The sequence below is a fragment of the Sphingomonas rosea genome (genome assembly GCF_039538065.1).
GTDB lineage: Bacteria > Pseudomonadota > Alphaproteobacteria > Sphingomonadales > Sphingomonadaceae > Sphingomicrobium > Sphingomicrobium rosea.
The window spans coordinates 95,792-110,671 of record NZ_BAABBR010000001.1; the positions used below are offsets into that span (position 1 = coordinate 95,792).

Consider the following 14,880-nt stretch of genomic DNA (forward strand, 5'->3'; position numbering starts at 1 on the left):
CAGACACCCCTCCGGAGTGCCCTTCATGTCGCGTGCCTTGTTCCGTTCCGCACTCCTTGCCGGGGCGATCCTTACCCCGACGCTCGCCCGCGCGGTCCCGCCGTCCGCGACCGACACGGGCGCGATCGTCTACACGCCGGCCGATTTCGCCCGCTTCGCCCCGCGTACCGCGCTCGACATGCTCAATCAGCTTCCGGGCTTCACCATCCGCAGCGAGGATGGCGGCCGCGGGCTCGGCCAGGCGACCGAGAACGTCCTCATCAACGGCCAGCGCGTCGCCAACAAGTCGGGCGGCGCGATCGACGAACTCCAGCGCACCAATGCCGCCAGCGTCGAGCGGATCGAGCTGGTCGACGCCGCCCGCCTCGGGATCGCGGGCCTCTCGGGCCAGGTCGCCAATGTCGTCCTCAAAGCCGAGAAGAAGGGCCAGGGCCAGTTCGAATGGAAGCCGCAGATCCGCGCGCATTACGCCTATCCGCGGATCATCAACGGCTCGGCGAGCTGGTCCGACAAGGCCGGACCCTTCGACTACAAGCTGTCGGTGCAGACGCAGGGCGGGCGCGGCGCCTTCGGCGGGCCGATCACGATCACCGACGGTGCCGGCAACGTCATCGAGCGCCGCAGCGAACGCTTCCGGGCGCTGTCCGAGCTCCCCCGCTTCGCCGCCACCACCAAGATCGATGGCTGGGGGTCGTCCGAGGGCAACGTCACCCTCGCCTACACGCCCTACTGGACCCATTCCGACATCACCGACCGCCGGGTCCGTGCCGACGGCGACAATCGCACCCGCTTCACCAAGCAGCGGCAGAGCAACGGCAGCGTGTTCGACGCCAATGCCGATTACAGCTTCGCGCTCGGGCCGGGCCGCCTCAAGGTGATCGGAGTTCACAAGTTCGACCACGAACCCACCGACACCGTCCAGACCACGCGCTTCGACAGCGGCCGACCCGACGAGGGCGTGCGCTTCTTTCGCCTCGCCCGCATTTCCGAGACGATCGGCCGCGCCGAATATGACTGGAAGATCGGCCGCAACAGTTTCCAGCTCTCGCTCGAGCGCGCCGACAACCGGCTCGACCAGCGTGGCCGCCTGTCGCTGCTCGACCCCGCCGGCAACTTCGTCGAGCAGGAGTTTCCCGGCGGCTCGGGGATCGTCCAGGAGCGCCGCTACGAATCGCTCCTGACCTTCAGCCGCGCGCTCTCGCCCAAGCTCGACGTTCAGCTCGTCGGCGGCGGCGAGATCTCGAAGCTCAAGCGGGTCGACGGCAACCTCCCCGCCCGCAAATTCTTCCGCCCCAAGGGCAGCCTGACGCTGGGCTGGCGGCCGAGCGCGCCGTGGGATGTCAGCCTCAAATTCAATCGCAAGGTCGGCCAGATCAGCTTCTACGACTTCCTCTCGCAGCCGCGGCTCGCCGAGGACCGCCAGAACAGCGGCAACCCCGACCTCGTGCCCCCGCAGAGCTGGGAAGCCGAGCTCGAAGTGGGCCGCAAGCTCGGGCCATGGGGCCAGACGCGGCTTCGTGCCTTCCGTCACTGGATCACCGACATCATCGACATCATTCCGATCGGCGAGGATGGCGACGGCGTCGGCAACCTCCCGCGCGCGAGCGAGACCGGGTTCGAATGGACCAGCACCTTCACCCTCGACCCGATGGGCTTCAAGGGCGCCAAGCTCGACACCGGCCTGTTCGTCCAGCGCACCCGCGTGCGCGATCCGCTGACCGGCGACCTCCGACCGATCAGCGGCAGCCAGAAGCTCGGGATCAACGTCGGGTTGCGCCACGACATCCCGGGCAGCAAATGGGCCTGGGGGGTCAGCGCCAACCATAATGTCAGCGCCAGGGACTATTATCTCAACGAGATCGGCCACGGCTGGGAAGGCCCGTGGTTCGACGAATGGTTCGTCGAAAACAAGGACGTCGCCGGGCTCAAGGTCCGCGCAACCGTCGTGAACCTCTCCAACGCGCGGCATCGCAACGACCGGCTCGTCTACGCCGGGCGGCGCAACGTCTCGCCGCTGCTCTTCCGGCAGCAGAACAACCAGCTCATCGGACCGATCTTCATGCTCTCGGTCCAGGGAAGCTTCTAAAGGACGTAGCGGACCCGGATCCGCTGCACCGAGGCCGTGGCCGGCACGGTGAAGCGGATCTCGTCCCACTTCGGTGCTCGTGGCCGCAGCGCGGGATTGTTCGAAAAGCCGAAGCCCTCGCGCGGGATGCCGAGGGTCATGTCGAGCTTCCCGTTGTTGTTCTCGTCATGGACGACGAGCAGCGCATAGGTGCCGGGCTTGACCGCGCCGAGGTCGAACCGGCCCGCCTGGCCTGCGGGGACTGTCCGCCACAGCGCGCCCTTGTCGCCCTTGCAGTCGAGGTAGCGCGAAGGATCGCCCGACAGGCACAGGTGCACCACGCCCTTGGCCGAGCGGATCCCGGTCAGTTCCACCCGCAGATCGTTCCCGGCCGGCGCCGCGGCGGCAGGCATGGCGACGACGAGCGCAAGCGCGCCCAACAACTTCGAAATTCGGCTCATTTGCGCCCTTTGCCCCCAAGCTCCCTGCTCCAAGCTTAACGGACCACGGGCGGGGTCGCCAGCGTGGCCTCGTCCCGCTACAGCCTGACGCGATGCGGCGGGCTGACCTGGTGATCGTGGGAGGAGGGTTGGCCGGCGGCCTGTGCGCCCTTGCCGTGCGCCACCGCCGCCCCGACCTCCGCCTCCTTCTGATCGAGCCGGGCGAAACGATCGGCGGCAACCACCTCTGGTCCTTCTTCAAGGGCGATGTCGCGTCCGCCGACCGATGGCTGACCGATCCGCTGATCGGGCACCGCTGGACGGGCTACGAAGTCCGCTTTCCCGCGCACCGCCGCGACCTTCCCGACGTCTACCAGACCATCGAAAGCGAGGCGCTCGACCAAGCTGTCCGCGCCGCGCTCGGCCCCGATGAGATCCTCCGCGGTGAGGCCCGCGCGCTCACCCCCACGGGCGTCACGCTGGAGGACGGCGAGACGGTGCAGGCCGGCGCGGTGCTCGATGCGCGCGGCGGCAAGGCCGAAGGACTCGACCTCGGCTGGCAGAAATTCCTCGGCCAGCTCCTGTCCATTCCCCAGGGCCATGGCCTCACGCGCCCGATCGTCATGGACGCGACCGTCGACCAGCATGACGGCTATCGCTTCGTCTACTGCCTGCCCTTCTCAGCCACCGAGCTGTTCGTTGAGGACACCTATTACAGCGACACGCCCGCCATCGATCCCGACCTGCTGCGCGACCGGATCGGCGACTATGCCGCTTCGCAGGGCTGGCAGATCGCGGCGCGAAAGCGCGAGGAACATGGCTCGCTCCCCGTCGTCACCGGCGGCGATTTCGACAGGCTCTGGCCGTCATCCGACCCCGTCGCCAGGGCCGGCGCGCGCGGCGGCTTCTTCCACCCGCTGACCAGCTATTCGCTCCCCGATGCGGTCCGCTTCGCCGTCTGGCTCGCCGACAGGGCCCCGCTGGACGCCGGGCTCGGTGTCGCCACCCGGGCGCGCGGCAAGCGCCACTGGAAGAGCGGCGCCTTCTACCGCCTTTTGACCGCCCTCCTCTTCCATGCGGCAGAGCCCGGCGCCAGATACAAGGTTCTGGAGCGCTTCTACCGCCTTTCCGGCCCCTTGATCGGGCGCTTCTACGCTGGCGAAAGCAATGGCTTCGACAAGGCGCGTGTCCTCGCGGGCAAGCCGCCTGTGCCCTTCTTCCGGGCGCTCAAGGTTCTGAAGGATAGTTTGTGAAGACTGCAATCGTCATCGGTGCCGGTTTCGGCGGCCTCGCCCTCGCCATTCGTCTCCAGTCGGCGGGGGTGCAGACCACGATTGTCGAGGCACGCGATCGGCCCGGCGGCCGTGCCTATGTCTGGGAGAAGGACGGCCACGTGTTCGACGCGGGGCCGACGGTCATCACCGATCCCGACTGCCTCGAGCGGCTGTGGAAGCTGTCGGGCCACGACATTGCCGAGGATGTCGAACTCGTGCCGGTCAAGCCCTTCTACCGGCTCTCCTGGCCCGACGGGACGGTGTTCGACTACACCAATGACGACGCCCAATTGAAGGCGTCGATGGATGCGATGAGCCCCGGCGACTGGGCCGGCTATCAGCGCTTCCTCGCCTACAGCAAGGGCGTGTTCGAGGAAGGCTATGTCAAGCTCGGCACCAAGGCCTTCGAGAGCCTTGGCGACATGCTCAAGGCCGCGCCCGCGCTCGCCAAATATCAGGCCTGGCGGTCGGTCTATTCGATCGTGTCGAGCTACGTGAAGGACGAGCACCTCCGACAGGCGCTGTCGTTCCATACGCTGCTGGTCGGCGGCAATCCGATGACCACCTCGTCGATCTACGCGCTGATCCACAAGCTCGAGCGCGACGGCGGCGTGTGGTTCGCCAAGGGCGGCACCAACAAGCTGATCGCCGGCATGGTTCGTCAGTTCAAGCGGATCGGCGGCACCATCCGCCTCGGCGATCCGGTGACCGCGATTCTGGCCGAGAACGACCGCGTGACCGGCGTCCGCACCGCTTCGGGCTGGAGCGCAACGGCCGACGCGGTCGCCTCCAACGGCGACGTCGTCCACAGCTACGGGCTGATCGAAGGCTCCGACCGCGGCCAGCAGCAGGTGCGTGCCTTGAAGCGCAAGCGCTTCTCGCCCGGCCTGTTCGTGCTCCACTTCGGGCTCGAGGGCACCTTCGACATCGCCCACCACACGATCCTGTTCGGGCCGCGCTACGGCGGGCTCGTCAACGACATCTACAAGACCGGCAAGCTCGCGACCGACCCGGCGCTCTACATCCACCACCCGACCGTCACCGATCCGTCGATGGCGCCGCCGGGCTGCTCGACCTTCTACGCGCTCGCGCCCGTCCCCAATGCCGCACGCGCCGACGTCGACTGGGCGGTCGAGGGACCGAAATATCAGGAGGTCATCCTCGATACGATCGCCGAGCGGATGATCCCCGACGTGCGGGAACGCATCCGGACCATCTTCCACTACACCCCGGCGAACTTCAGCACCGATCTTGCCGCGCATCTCGGCTCGGCCTTCAGCCTCGAGCCCGTGCTGTGGCAGTCGGCCTGGTTCCGCACCCACAATCGCGACGACAAGCTGAAGAACCTCTATTTCGTCGGCGCCGGCACCCATCCGGGCGCGGGCATTCCGGGCGTGGTCGGAAGCGCGGAGGCAACCGCGGGACTGATGCTGGCGTGAGTGCGGCCGACGAACGGGCGCGGCTGGTTCAGGCGGCGCTCGAAAGCATTTCTGTCGGCTCCAAGAGCTTCCGTTTCGCCAGCCAGCTGTTCGACCTGACCACGCGCGAGCGCAGCTGGCTGCTCTACAGCTGGTGCCGCGCCTGCGACGACGTGACCGACGGGCAGACGCTCGGCCATGACGCCGAGCGGGTGGACGATCCAACGGGCCGCATCGCCTTCCTGAAAGCACGAACCGCCGACGCCTTCGCCGATCGTCCGACCGGTCTCGTCCCGTTCGAAGCGCTGCGTATCGTCGCCGGTGAATGCGCCATCCCCGAAGCGGTTGCCGACGATCACCTCGCCGGCTTCGAGCGCGACGCCGCCGGCTGGCGGCCGCAGACGACCGACGACCTCCTCTCTTATTGCTACCAGGTCGCGGGCGCGGTCGGCGTAATGATGGCGCATGTCATGGGCGTGCCGCCCGAGGACGAGGACACGCTCAACCGGGCAGCCGACCTCGGGATCGCCTTCCAGCTCGCCAACATCGCCCGTGACATCGTCGACGACGCCAAGGTCGGGCGGGTCTATCTGCCGACCGAATGGCTCGCCGCCGAGGGCCTCGACGATGCCGATCTCGCCGACCCGCGCCACCGCCCGGCGCTGGCCCGTATCGGTCGCCGTCTCGCCGACATGGCCGCCGACTATCGCCGCTCGGCCCGTGTCGGTGCGGCGCGGCTCCCCTTCCGAAGCCGCTGGGCAGTCCTGTCGGCGAGCGGAATCTACGGCGAGATCGCGACCCGCGCCGCCGCCTTGGGCACGCGCGCCTGGGACGATCGGATCACGACGTCCAAGGCCGAAAAGGCCGCGCTGGTGATGGAAGCCTTCTGGGAAACGCTGTGGCCGGTCAGGCCCGTTCCTCGGACCGGGCTGTGGACGCGCCCTTCGCGGCCCTGATCGTCTTGCCCCGGCTGGCCGCGAGGCTGCGCTTCACCGCCTCGACCGGCGGCGCATAAAGAAAGCCGAAGCTAACCGCCCCGTCGCGGCTCTCGACCGCATGGTGCAGCTTGTGCGCCTGGACGATCCGCTTGAAATAGCGCGAGCGCGGGACGATCCGGTGCGGCAGGCGGCCGTGCACGATGACGTCGTGGAATCCGAAGTAGATGACACCGTAGAAGGCGACGCCGGCGCCGACCCACGTCGCCCAGTCCCCCGCCAGCCCATGCAGCCCGGCATAGATGAGCGCTACCGACGGAAGCGCGAAGACGACCGCGTAAAGATCGTTCTTCTCGAACCAGCCGTCGCGCTCGCGGTGATGGCTCTGGTGCCAGTTCCACCCAAACCGCGAATGCATCACGAAGCGGTGCAGCCCATAAGCGAAGGCTTCCATGACAAGAACGGTCGCCGCGAACAGGAAAAGGCCGCCGATCAGGGACATGGGGTCGATATAGGCGGGCGCGGGCGCAGCGTCACCTGCCCTGTCGGCCTACCGCCCTTCGCTCAGGAACTTCATCAGTTCGGCGAGCGTGCTTTCCATCTGGTCCTGCATCTGGCTCACCAGTTCGTTCTCGCGCATGCCCTCATGGTCGAGCGGCTTCGAATAGCTTTCCGAAAAGGCCTTCAAGTCCGAGGCGTCGAACACGCCGCGCGCGACCAGCTTGGCGAGGATCACGAGGAGGCCGTTGGTGTTGGCGATAGTACCCGCGACCAGCGCCTCGTCGACCATCGACAATTGGGTGCGGTCTTCTTCGCCTTCCTCGGTCGGCGCGTCGATCGGCTCGTCGGTCATGTCCTCGCTTAAAGATAAGCCGCCCGGCCCCGTCAATCGAGAAAGGGGGCGAGCGCGCGCCAGCGGCTGAGCTTGTCGCCGAAGGCCGTGGTGTGCGCGGGGCTCGACGATGGCAGGTTCACGAGGGCGAGGTGAGTGGCGCCGAGCTTCTTCCGGCCGAGCTTCGCCGCGGTCGCTCCGTTGAACCCGATCGCACGAAGGCCGGGCAGGCCCGCGACGAACCCGGCGAGGTCGCGCACCTCGATCTTGGCCATGCGCTGGTCGAGGCTTCCCTCGCGCCGCGCCGCATGGACCACGTCCCACAAGGCGATCCTCCGATCGAGCAGCGTCTCCAGTCGCGCGTCATGGTCGAGCGCCGCCAGCGGCTCGCCAATCACCTCGCCCAAGAGCCGCCAGAACTGGTTCTGCGGATGCGCATAATAGCGCTCGGCCTTGAGCGATGCCTCGCCCGGCAGGCTGCCCAGCAACAGCAGCCGCGCGTCCGCCCGCGCGACCGGTGCCAGGCCGAGCTTCCGCGTCCCATTCATGCTATGCCCGGCCCCATGCCCCGTCTTTTCCGCTTCGCCATCCTCGGTCTTCTGCCCCTTCTCCTCGCCCGCTCGAGCCGCCGCGATTGGACGAACGCCCGCCGGCGCGGCTAAGGCCCCCGCCATGGCTCCGGAGGATCTCCGCATTGCCCTCGTATCGGGCAATTACAATTACGTGCGCGATGGCGCGAACCAGGCACTCAACCGCCTGGTCGGCTTCCTTCTGCGCCAGGGCGTACACGTGCGCGTCTACTCGCCGACGGTCGAGCATCCGGCCTTTCCGCCGACGGGCGACCTCGTCTCCCTGCCCTCGGTCCACGTCCCCGGCCGCGACGAATACCGCTTTCCGCTCGGGCTTCCGGGCGCCATCCGCCGCGACCTCGAGGCGTTCAACCCCAACATCGTCCACATCGCGAGCCCCGACATCAGCTCGCACCGGGCGGTGACCTGGGCGCGGAAGCGCAACATCCCCGCGGTGGCCTCGGTGCACACGCGGTTCGAGACCTACCTGGCTTATTATCACCTCGAGGCCTTCGAGCCCGTCGTCCGCGGCATCATCCGCCGCCTGTACCTGCGCTGCGACGCCTTGCTCGTGCCGGCCGAATCGACCGCCTCGGTGCTTCGCGCACAGCGGATGAACCGCAACATCGCCATTTGGTCGCGCGGGGTCGACCGCCAGCAGTTCAACCCCGAGCGCCGCGACATGGAATGGCGCCGAAGCCTCGGCATCGCCGACGACGAACTGGTCATCGCCTTCCTCGGCCGGATCGTGATGGAAAAGGGGCTCGACGTCTTCGCCGCGGTGCATGACGCGCTGCGCGAGCGCGGGCTTCGCCACAAGGTGCTCGTGATCGGCGAGGGCCCGGCCCGCCCGTGGTTCGAAAAGGCCCTCCCAGCCGGCGTCTTCGTCGGCCACCAGGAAGGCCCCGACCTCGCCCGCGCGCTCGCCAGCGCCGACCTGTTCCTCAATCCCTCGATCACCGAGGCCTTCGGCAACGTCACGCTCGAGGCCATGGCCTGCGCCCTGCCGGTGGTCGCGGCCGAGGCGACCGGCGCGACCAATCTCGTCCGCGACGGCGAGACCGGAACCCTGTGCGATCCCGGCGACATCGGCTCGTTCGCCGATGCGATCACCGCTTATGCGGCCGATCCCGCGCTCCGCGCCCGGCACGGCGAGGCGGGCCTCGATTATGCCAAGACGCAGGACTGGGACGTGATCAACGCCTCGGTGCTGCGGACCTACGCCCGCGCCATCGAGCGGCGCGAGCGTCTGACCCGCATCAAGGGCTGAGCCTTACTTCAGCCGTTCGATCTTCTTGGCGGCCTCGTCGATGATGTCGACGATCTGCTCGAGCAATTCCTCGCTCCAGCCGTCGCGCTTCACCCGGTTGTTCCAGGCGCTCATGAGGTTCTTCACCGCGCGGTGAAGCTCCGGCCGGTTCCGCTCGCGGCGGTGCGAGCCCGTTTCCTCGAGCCGTTCGAACAGGCGCTCGACGTCCTCGCCATTCTCCTCGAGCTGCGCCCGTCCCGCGGCGGTCGCCGCGAAGCGCTTGCGCGCGCCCTCGCCCGGCTGCTCCTCGATCAGGCCCTCGTCCGACAGCAGGCTCAAGGTCGGATAGATGACCCCGGGGCTCGGCGCATAATCGCCATGGGTCAGCTCCTCGATCGCGCGGATGAGGTCGTAGCCGTGGCGCGGCTCGTCGGCGATCAGCTTGAGCAGGACGAGGCGAAGCTCGCCCGACCCGAACATCCGTCCGCGCCGCCCGCCGCGACCGCCGCCGCCGCGCCCGAAGGGACCGTCGGGACCGAAGGGGCCATTGGGGCCAAACGGACCCTCAGGGCCGAACGGGCCGTCGGGACCGAAGCCCCTGCCCCAGCCGCCACGGCCCATCGCCGCCATCGTGCGCGTCCAATGCTCACGCCCGCCATGCCGCATATTGTGCCAACCCATCACTGCATTCTCCTATCTTAGTTATTGCAAGATATATCTTCGATAGGACGGATACAAGAGTGGCTGGCGTGTCTTCGGGCGCTTGCCTAGAAGCGCCGCGATGGCGGACCTCTTCGACACTGGCGCCGGGTCGGGCGAGCCGCCGGCCGCGGCCGTTCCCCTCGCCGAACAGCTCCGCCCGACCGACCTGTCGGAGATCATCGGGCAGGAGCATCTCACCGGCCCCGAGGGCGCGATCGGGCGGATGGTCGCTGCCGGCCGCCTGTCGAGCCTGATCCTCTGGGGCCCGCCCGGCACCGGCAAGACCAGCATCGCCCGCCTCCTCGCCGGCGCGGTCGGCTATCGCTTCGTCGCCATCTCGGCGGTGTTCAGCGGGGTCGCGGACCTGAAGAAGGTGTTCGCCGAGGCCGAGGTCCACGCCCGCACCGGCCAGCGCACCCTGCTGTTCGTGGACGAGATCCACCGCTTCAACCGCAGTCAGCAGGACGGCTTCCTGCCCTATGTCGAAAGCGGCGCGGTGACCCTCGTCGGCGCGACCACCGAGAACCCGAGCTTCGAGCTCAACGCCGCGCTCCTCTCTCGAGCGCAGGTGCTCGTCCTCCACCGGCTCGACGAGGCCGCGCTCACCACCCTTCTTGCCCGCGCCGAGGAGGTCGAGGGCCGCGCGCTGCCGCTGACCGACGACGCCCGCGCCGCGCTCGTCACCACTGCCGATGGCGACGGCCGCTTCCTCCTCAACCAGGCCGAGATGCTGTTCGCGGCGGGCATCGAGACGCCGCTCGACACCGCGGCGCTGCGCGATCTCATCCAGCGCCGCCTGCCCGTCTACGACAAGGACCGCGAGGGCCATTACGGCCTCATCTCCGCCCTCCACAAATCGATCCGCGGCTCGGACCCGCAGGCCGCGCTCTACTATCTCGGGCGCATGCTCACCGCGGGCGAAGAGCCGCTCTATCTCCTTCGCCGCCTGACCCGTGCCGCGGTCGAGGACATCGGCCTCGCCGACCCGCAGGCGCTGGTCCAGTGCATGGCCGCCAAGGACACCTACGATTTCCTCGGCTCGCCCGAGGGCGAACTGGCGATCGTCCAGGCCTGCCTCTACCTCGCCACCGCCCCCAAATCGAACGCGCTCTACACCGCTCAGAAAGAGGCGTGGAAGAGCGCTAAGGCCCACGGCTCGCTGTCCCCGCCCAAGCATATCCTCGGCGCGCCCACCCGGCTCATGCGCGACCTCGGCTACGGCAAGGGCTATCAATACGACCATGACGCGCCCGACGCCTTTTCCGGGGCCAGCTACTGGCCCGAGGAGATGGCGCCCGAAACTTACTATCGCCCCACCGATCGCGGATTCGAAAAGCGGCTTGCCGAACGGCTCGCCTGGTGGGACGAGCAGCGTCAAAGACAGCAGGAGGGAAGCTGATGTATCCACCGTCCACCACCGAGACCTGGCGCGCCCAGGCGATCGAATGGGGTCCGCGCATCCTGATCGCGCTGGCGATCCTCGTCGCGACCTGGATCGTGGCGCGCGCGGTCAAATGGGCGCTGGCCAAGGCCATCTCCAAGTCGCCGGCGCTGCAGAAGCATTCGCCCGGCAACAGCCATGAGACCGTCGGCCACCAGATCGGCACGGTCGCCAAGCTGATCGTCTGGCTGGTCGGCATCATGGCCGCGCTCAACTTCCTGCAGATCGGGCAGATCCTCGCCCCGGTGAACACGCTGACGCAGGAAATCTTCGCCTTCCTGCCCAAGCTGATCGGCGCCGGCCTGATCTTCTTCATCGGCCTCATCCTCGCGCGCATCGTCCGCCGCCTGATCGAAACGCTCTTCACCGCCGCCAACATCGACGGCCTGATGGCCCGCGCCGGGCTTGGCGATCATCCGCCGACCTATCGCGGCGATCCCGAAGCGGTGCCGCCGGGCGCCGCCCCGGGTGCCAGCCGCGCGACCCTCGCCCGGGCTGCCGGAATCCTCGCCTTCGCCCTGATCATCATCCCGGTCTCGATCGCCGCCCTCCAGGTCCTGGGCATCGAGGCGATCAGCGGCCCGGCTATCACCATGCTCGACGAGATCAGCGCCGCGATCCCGCGCCTGCTGACCGCCGCCTTGTGGCTCGGCATCGCCTTCGTCGCCGCCAAGTTCCTCAAGACCATCATCGAGGCGGTGCTCCCGCCGATGGGCTTCGACGACGCGCTGCGCTCGACCGGGATCATGCCGCTCCGCACCCAGCCGAGCCGGGTGGTCGGCAACATCGCCTTCATCGCCATCATGCTCGGCGCCGGGATCGAGGCCGCGCACCAGCTCGGCGGCGACACCGTCGCGATCTTCCTCGTCCAGATCACCGAGCTCGGCTCGAAGGTCATTTTCGGAACGCTGATCATCGTCGCGGGCATCTTCCTCGCCCGGATCCTCGCCAACCTCGTCGGCTCCTCGACCGGCGAGGGCGGGTTCGCGCAGACCATCGTCCGCTACGCCATCATCGCGTTGTTCACCGCCATCGGCCTCACCTTCATGGGGTTGGCCGACGTGATCGTCTACATGGCGTTCGGGCTGATCCTCGGGTCGGCCGCCATCGCCGCCGCACTCGCCTTCGGGCTTGGCGGACGCGAAGCCGCGGGTCGCATCCTCGGCCATTATGCCGACCGCATCGTGGGCACGCCGATCAAGCCGGTGCCCCCGCGCCCGCCGCGGCTCGAGGGCACCAGGGAAAAGCCGACCAACGACGGCCCGACCCTGGTGTGAGCGAGCTTGGCGACTGGGCGGCGGTCAACGCTTTTGCCGCCGCCCGTACCGGCGCCGTCGAGGGCCGATACTATGGCGGCCCGGCGGTGATGGCCGAGGCGAGCGGTCGCCCGGTCGTCACGCCGTCCCGCGAGCCCGACAGCTTCGTCCTCCACATCGACGCCGACCAGAAGGCGATGCTGCTCGACCTCGATCCCGCGCGCTTCTGGGAGACGCCGCATTATCAGGGCTATCCCGCCCTGCTCGTCCGCTACGGGCCCGCAGAGGGCGTCGGCGAGTGGATCGACCGCGCGATCGAACTCGCCGCCGGCAAGCCCCGCCGCAAGACGAAGTGAGCTTCACCCGCTTCGTCGCGATCGACTGGTCGGGCGCCAAGGGCCGCAAGCATAAGGGCATCGCGCTCGCTGCCTGTGGGCTCGACGGCGCACCCAGGCTCGTGCGCCCGGGCCATGTCTGGAGCCGGACCGAAGTCGCCGACTGGCTCGTCGCCGAGGCCGCGCGCGAGCCCACTCTCTTCGGCTTCGACTTTTCCTTCGCCCCGCCCTTTGCAGAGCGCGGCGCCTACCTTCCGGGCGAGACCGGCATCCCCGACACCGCCCGCGCCTTCTGGGCCTATGTCGACCGCAAGGCGCCCGACGAAGACCTCGGCGCGGCGAGCTTCCTCGAGACGGTCCACCGCCCGCATTTCTATTTTGGCATCGCCGACGGGGTGAAGGCCGACTTCGTCCGCTTCCGCCAATGCGACCACCGCCTGAACGAAGCCGGCGGCCGCAAGACCGCGAGCGCCTATGACGCGATCGGCGCCGCGCAGGTCGCCAAGGCGAGCTTCGCGGGGATGCGCCTCCTCCACCAGATCGACGGCAAGGTCCCGATCTGGCCGATGGACCCGCTCACGCCCGGCGGCAGTGCGGTGGTCGAGATCTATACGCGCATCTACCTGCGCAACGCCGGCCTGTCCGGCACCAAGCTGCGCACCCGCGCCGACCTCAACGCGGCGCTCGCCGGCCTCGGCAGCCCGCCCGCGCGGCTCCGCTTCGAGCCCGACGATCACCAGACCGACGCGCTGGTCACCGCAGCGGGGATGCGCGTCCATGCGCGGCAGCCCCATGCCTTTGCGCCGCCGGGCCTCACTCCGACCCTCGCACGCACCGAGGGCTGGACCTTCGGCATCGTCTAGGCCAAGGGGCGCCACAGCGCCGGTTTAGCTCAGCTGGTAGAGCAGCGGTTTTGTAAACCGAAGGTCGCGGGTTCGATTCCTGCAACCGGCACCACCACCCCGTCAGGCCGTCAGCGCCGCATGGACTGCGGCAGCGCAGTCGCGACCCTCGCGGATCGCCCAGACGACGAGGCTCTGGCCACGCCGCGCGTCACCGCAGGCGAACACCCGCGGGCGGCTGGTCGCGAAGCTTGCCGTGTCCGCCCGGATCGCAGCGCCGGCCTGGTCGAGGCCCGCTGCCGCGGCCGGGAACGCCGTGCCGGTGAAGCCCATCGCCAGGAAGACGAGGTCGGCGGGGATGGTGAAGCTGCTTCCCTCGACCGGCGCCATCCGCCCCTCGTCCCACCGCACCCGCAAGCAGCGCAGCCGCTCGACCTTGCCGTCGCCCTCGAAACCCTCGGTGACCACCGCGAAATCGCGCGCGCAGCCTTCTTCCTGGCTGCTCGAGGTCCGGAGCCGCAGCGGCCAGTGCGGCCAGGTCAGCGCCTTGTCCTCGCGCGCCGGCGGCTCGGGCATGATCTCGAGCTGGGTGACCGAGGCCGCGCCCTGCCGGTTGGCGGTCCCGATGCAGTCCGAGCCCGTGTCGCCGCCACCGATGACGACGACATGCTTGCCCGTCGCGCTGATCGGCGCGGCCGCCTCGGCATCGCCCGCCACCCGCCGGTTGGCCTGTGCCAGATAGTCCATCGCGAAATGCACGCCGCCCAGCTCGCGGCCGGGAATGGCGAGGTCGCGCGGCTGCTCGGCGCCGGCGGCGATCACCACCATCTCGTAATCGTCGAGCATCCGGTCGAGCGAGACGTCCACCCCGACCTCGAAATTGGTCCGGAAGAGGACGCCCTCGCGCTCTATCTGCGCGACCCGGCGGTCGATGATCGACTTCGCCAGCTTGAAGTCGGGAATGCCGTAGCGCAGCAGTCCGCCGATCCGGTCGGCCTTCTCGAACACCGTCGGATTATGCCCCTGCCGCGCGAGCTGCTGGGCGCAGGCGAGCCCGGCCGGCCCCGAGCCGACGATCGCGATCCGCCGCCCGGTGCCGCGCGCCGCCAGCCGCGGCGCCACCCAGCCCTCGCCGAACGCCCGGTCGGCGATCTCGCATTCGATCGACTTGATCGTGACAGGCGCGTCCTCGAGGTTGAGCGTGCAGGCCGCCTCGCAGGGCGCGGGACAGACCCGGCCGGTGATCTCGGGGAAGTTGTTGGTGGCGTGCAGCCGCTCGGCCGCCGCCTTCCAGTCGCCCTCGCTGACCAGCTCGTTCCAGTCGGGAATGAGGTTGTTCACCGGGCAGGCCGAGTGGCAGAAGGGAATGCCGCACTCCATGCAGCGCCCCGCCTGCCGGCCCGCTTCCTCGGGTCCCAGAGGCGCGGTGAATTCGTCCCAGCTGCGCACCCGCTCGGCCACCGGCCGGGTGCTGCGCTCGCGCCGCTCGATGTCGAGGAAACCGGTCGGGTTCGCCATGCGC

Annotated in this window: 15 protein-coding genes and 1 tRNA gene; 10 read left to right on the top strand and 6 right to left on the bottom strand. The window is 68.8% G+C overall.

Going from position 1 to position 14,880, the window contains the following annotated elements:
• Positions 1-25: 25 nt before the first annotated feature.
• Positions 26-2,086, top strand: a complete 2,061-nt coding sequence (locus ABD693_RS00515) for a TonB-dependent receptor plug domain-containing protein (protein ID WP_344694994.1) — start codon at positions 26-28, stop codon at positions 2,084-2,086.
• Here ABD693_RS00515 and ABD693_RS00520 read toward each other — a convergent pair.
• Entirely contained in the window at positions 2,083-2,526 is a 444-nt protein-coding gene (locus ABD693_RS00520) for a DUF2141 domain-containing protein (protein WP_344694995.1), read from the bottom strand. The genes ABD693_RS00515 and ABD693_RS00520 overlap by 4 nt on opposite strands.
• 92 nt (positions 2,527-2,618) lie before the next feature.
• On the opposite strand from ABD693_RS00520, the gene crtY reads away from it, so the two are divergent.
• Genes crtY through ABD693_RS00535 form a run of 3 tightly spaced genes read left to right on the top strand, consistent with a single transcriptional unit; the run spans position 2,619 to position 6,153 of the window.
• Entirely contained in the window at positions 2,619-3,758 is a 1,140-nt protein-coding gene (gene crtY / locus ABD693_RS00525) for a lycopene beta-cyclase CrtY (RefSeq protein WP_344694996.1), read from the top strand.
• The gene (locus tag ABD693_RS00530; protein WP_344694998.1) at positions 3,755-5,218 is read left to right on the top strand and encodes a phytoene desaturase; all 1,464 of its coding nucleotides are present in this window, start codon (positions 3,755-3,757) and stop codon (positions 5,216-5,218) included. The genes crtY and ABD693_RS00530 overlap by 4 nt, the downstream gene beginning before the upstream one ends.
• Entirely contained in the window at positions 5,215-6,153 is a 939-nt protein-coding gene (locus tag ABD693_RS00535; RefSeq protein ID WP_344694999.1) for a phytoene/squalene synthase family protein, read from the top strand. The genes ABD693_RS00530 and ABD693_RS00535 overlap by 4 nt, the downstream gene beginning before the upstream one ends.
• Here ABD693_RS00535 and ABD693_RS00540 read toward each other — a convergent pair.
• From ABD693_RS00540 to ABD693_RS00550, 3 genes are read right to left on the bottom strand one after another with little or no spacing between them, the layout of a single operon-like run.
• Positions 6,104-6,634, bottom strand: coding sequence for a sterol desaturase family protein (locus ABD693_RS00540; RefSeq protein WP_344695000.1), 531 nt, complete (start codon positions 6,632-6,634; stop codon positions 6,104-6,106). The two genes, ABD693_RS00535 and ABD693_RS00540, sit on opposite strands and share 50 nt — an antisense overlap.
• A gap of 48 nt (positions 6,635-6,682) precedes the next feature.
• Positions 6,683-6,985: a hypothetical protein gene (locus ABD693_RS00545; RefSeq protein WP_344695001.1), complete on the bottom strand. Its 303-nt coding sequence runs from the start codon at positions 6,983-6,985 to the stop codon at positions 6,683-6,685.
• 32 nt (positions 6,986-7,017) lie between these two features.
• On the bottom strand, positions 7,018-7,512 hold the full coding sequence (locus ABD693_RS00550; RefSeq protein WP_344695002.1) for a DNA-deoxyinosine glycosylase: 495 nt from the start codon (positions 7,510-7,512) through the stop codon (positions 7,018-7,020).
• A 124-nt stretch (positions 7,513-7,636) separates the two neighbouring features.
• Between ABD693_RS00550 and ABD693_RS00555 the strand changes: the two genes are divergently transcribed.
• The gene (locus ABD693_RS00555; protein WP_344695003.1) at positions 7,637-8,803 is read left to right on the top strand and encodes a glycosyltransferase family 4 protein; all 1,167 of its coding nucleotides are present in this window, start codon (positions 7,637-7,639) and stop codon (positions 8,801-8,803) included.
• Between the two features lie 3 nt (positions 8,804-8,806).
• On the opposite strand, the gene ABD693_RS00560 is transcribed toward ABD693_RS00555, so the two are convergent.
• Positions 8,807-9,463, bottom strand: a complete 657-nt coding sequence (locus tag ABD693_RS00560) for a PadR family transcriptional regulator (RefSeq protein ID WP_344695004.1) — start codon at positions 9,461-9,463, stop codon at positions 8,807-8,809.
• A 100-nt stretch (positions 9,464-9,563) separates the two neighbouring features.
• Between ABD693_RS00560 and ABD693_RS00565 the strand changes: the two genes are divergently transcribed.
• From ABD693_RS00565 to ABD693_RS00585, 5 genes are all read left to right on the top strand, one after another.
• Positions 9,564-10,883 carry a replication-associated recombination protein A gene (locus ABD693_RS00565; RefSeq protein WP_344695005.1) on the top strand — a complete coding sequence of 440 codons (1,320 nt, stop codon included), beginning with the start codon at positions 9,564-9,566 and terminating at the stop codon, positions 10,881-10,883.
• On the top strand, positions 10,883-12,202 hold the full coding sequence (locus ABD693_RS00570) for a mechanosensitive ion channel (protein WP_344695006.1): 1,320 nt from the start codon (positions 10,883-10,885) through the stop codon (positions 12,200-12,202). Before ABD693_RS00565 ends, ABD693_RS00570 begins: the two co-directional genes overlap by 1 nt.
• Entirely contained in the window at positions 12,199-12,537 is a 339-nt protein-coding gene (locus ABD693_RS00575; RefSeq protein WP_344695007.1) for a hypothetical protein, read from the top strand. Before ABD693_RS00570 ends, ABD693_RS00575 begins: the two co-directional genes overlap by 4 nt.
• Positions 12,534-13,379, top strand: coding sequence for a hypothetical protein (locus tag ABD693_RS00580; RefSeq protein WP_344695008.1), 846 nt, complete (start codon positions 12,534-12,536; stop codon positions 13,377-13,379). Before ABD693_RS00575 ends, ABD693_RS00580 begins: the two co-directional genes overlap by 4 nt.
• Before the next feature lie 18 nt (positions 13,380-13,397).
• A tRNA-Thr gene (locus tag ABD693_RS00585) sits at positions 13,398-13,473 on the top strand.
• Positions 13,474-13,481: 8 nt separating this feature from the next.
• On the opposite strand, the gene ABD693_RS00590 is transcribed toward ABD693_RS00585, so the two are convergent.
• On the bottom strand, positions 13,482-14,876 hold the full coding sequence (locus ABD693_RS00590; RefSeq protein WP_344695010.1) for a glutamate synthase subunit beta: 1,395 nt from the start codon (positions 14,874-14,876) through the stop codon (positions 13,482-13,484).
• Positions 14,877-14,880: the final 4 nt, after the last annotated feature.

Bases quoted from the DNA above. Each gene is read 5' to 3' on its own strand.
- ABD693_RS00545 (WP_344695001.1), bottom strand. From the start codon at position 6,985: ATGACCGACGAGCCGATCGACGCGCCGACCGAGGAAGGCGAAGAAGAC.
- ABD693_RS00520 (WP_344694995.1), bottom strand. From the start codon at position 2,526: ATGAGCCGAATTTCGAAGTTGTTGGGCGCGCTTGCGCTCGTCGTCGCC.
- ABD693_RS00550 (WP_344695002.1), bottom strand. From the start codon at position 7,512: ATGAATGGGACGCGGAAGCTCGGCCTGGCACCGGTCGCGCGGGCGGAC.
- ABD693_RS00565 (WP_344695005.1), top strand. From the start codon at position 9,564: ATGGCGGACCTCTTCGACACTGGCGCCGGGTCGGGCGAGCCGCCGGCC.
- ABD693_RS00540 (WP_344695000.1), bottom strand. From the start codon at position 6,634: ATGTCCCTGATCGGCGGCCTTTTCCTGTTCGCGGCGACCGTTCTTGTC.
- ABD693_RS00590 (WP_344695010.1), bottom strand. From the start codon at position 14,876: ATGGCGAACCCGACCGGTTTCCTCGACATCGAGCGGCGCGAGCGCAGC.
- ABD693_RS00570 (WP_344695006.1), top strand. From the start codon at position 10,883: ATGTATCCACCGTCCACCACCGAGACCTGGCGCGCCCAGGCGATCGAA.
- ABD693_RS00560 (WP_344695004.1), bottom strand. From the start codon at position 9,463: ATGGGTTGGCACAATATGCGGCATGGCGGGCGTGAGCATTGGACGCGC.
- crtY (WP_344694996.1), top strand. From the start codon at position 2,619: ATGCGGCGGGCTGACCTGGTGATCGTGGGAGGAGGGTTGGCCGGCGGC.
- ABD693_RS00555 (WP_344695003.1), top strand. From the start codon at position 7,637: ATGGCTCCGGAGGATCTCCGCATTGCCCTCGTATCGGGCAATTACAAT.
- ABD693_RS00515 (WP_344694994.1), top strand. From the start codon at position 26: ATGTCGCGTGCCTTGTTCCGTTCCGCACTCCTTGCCGGGGCGATCCTT.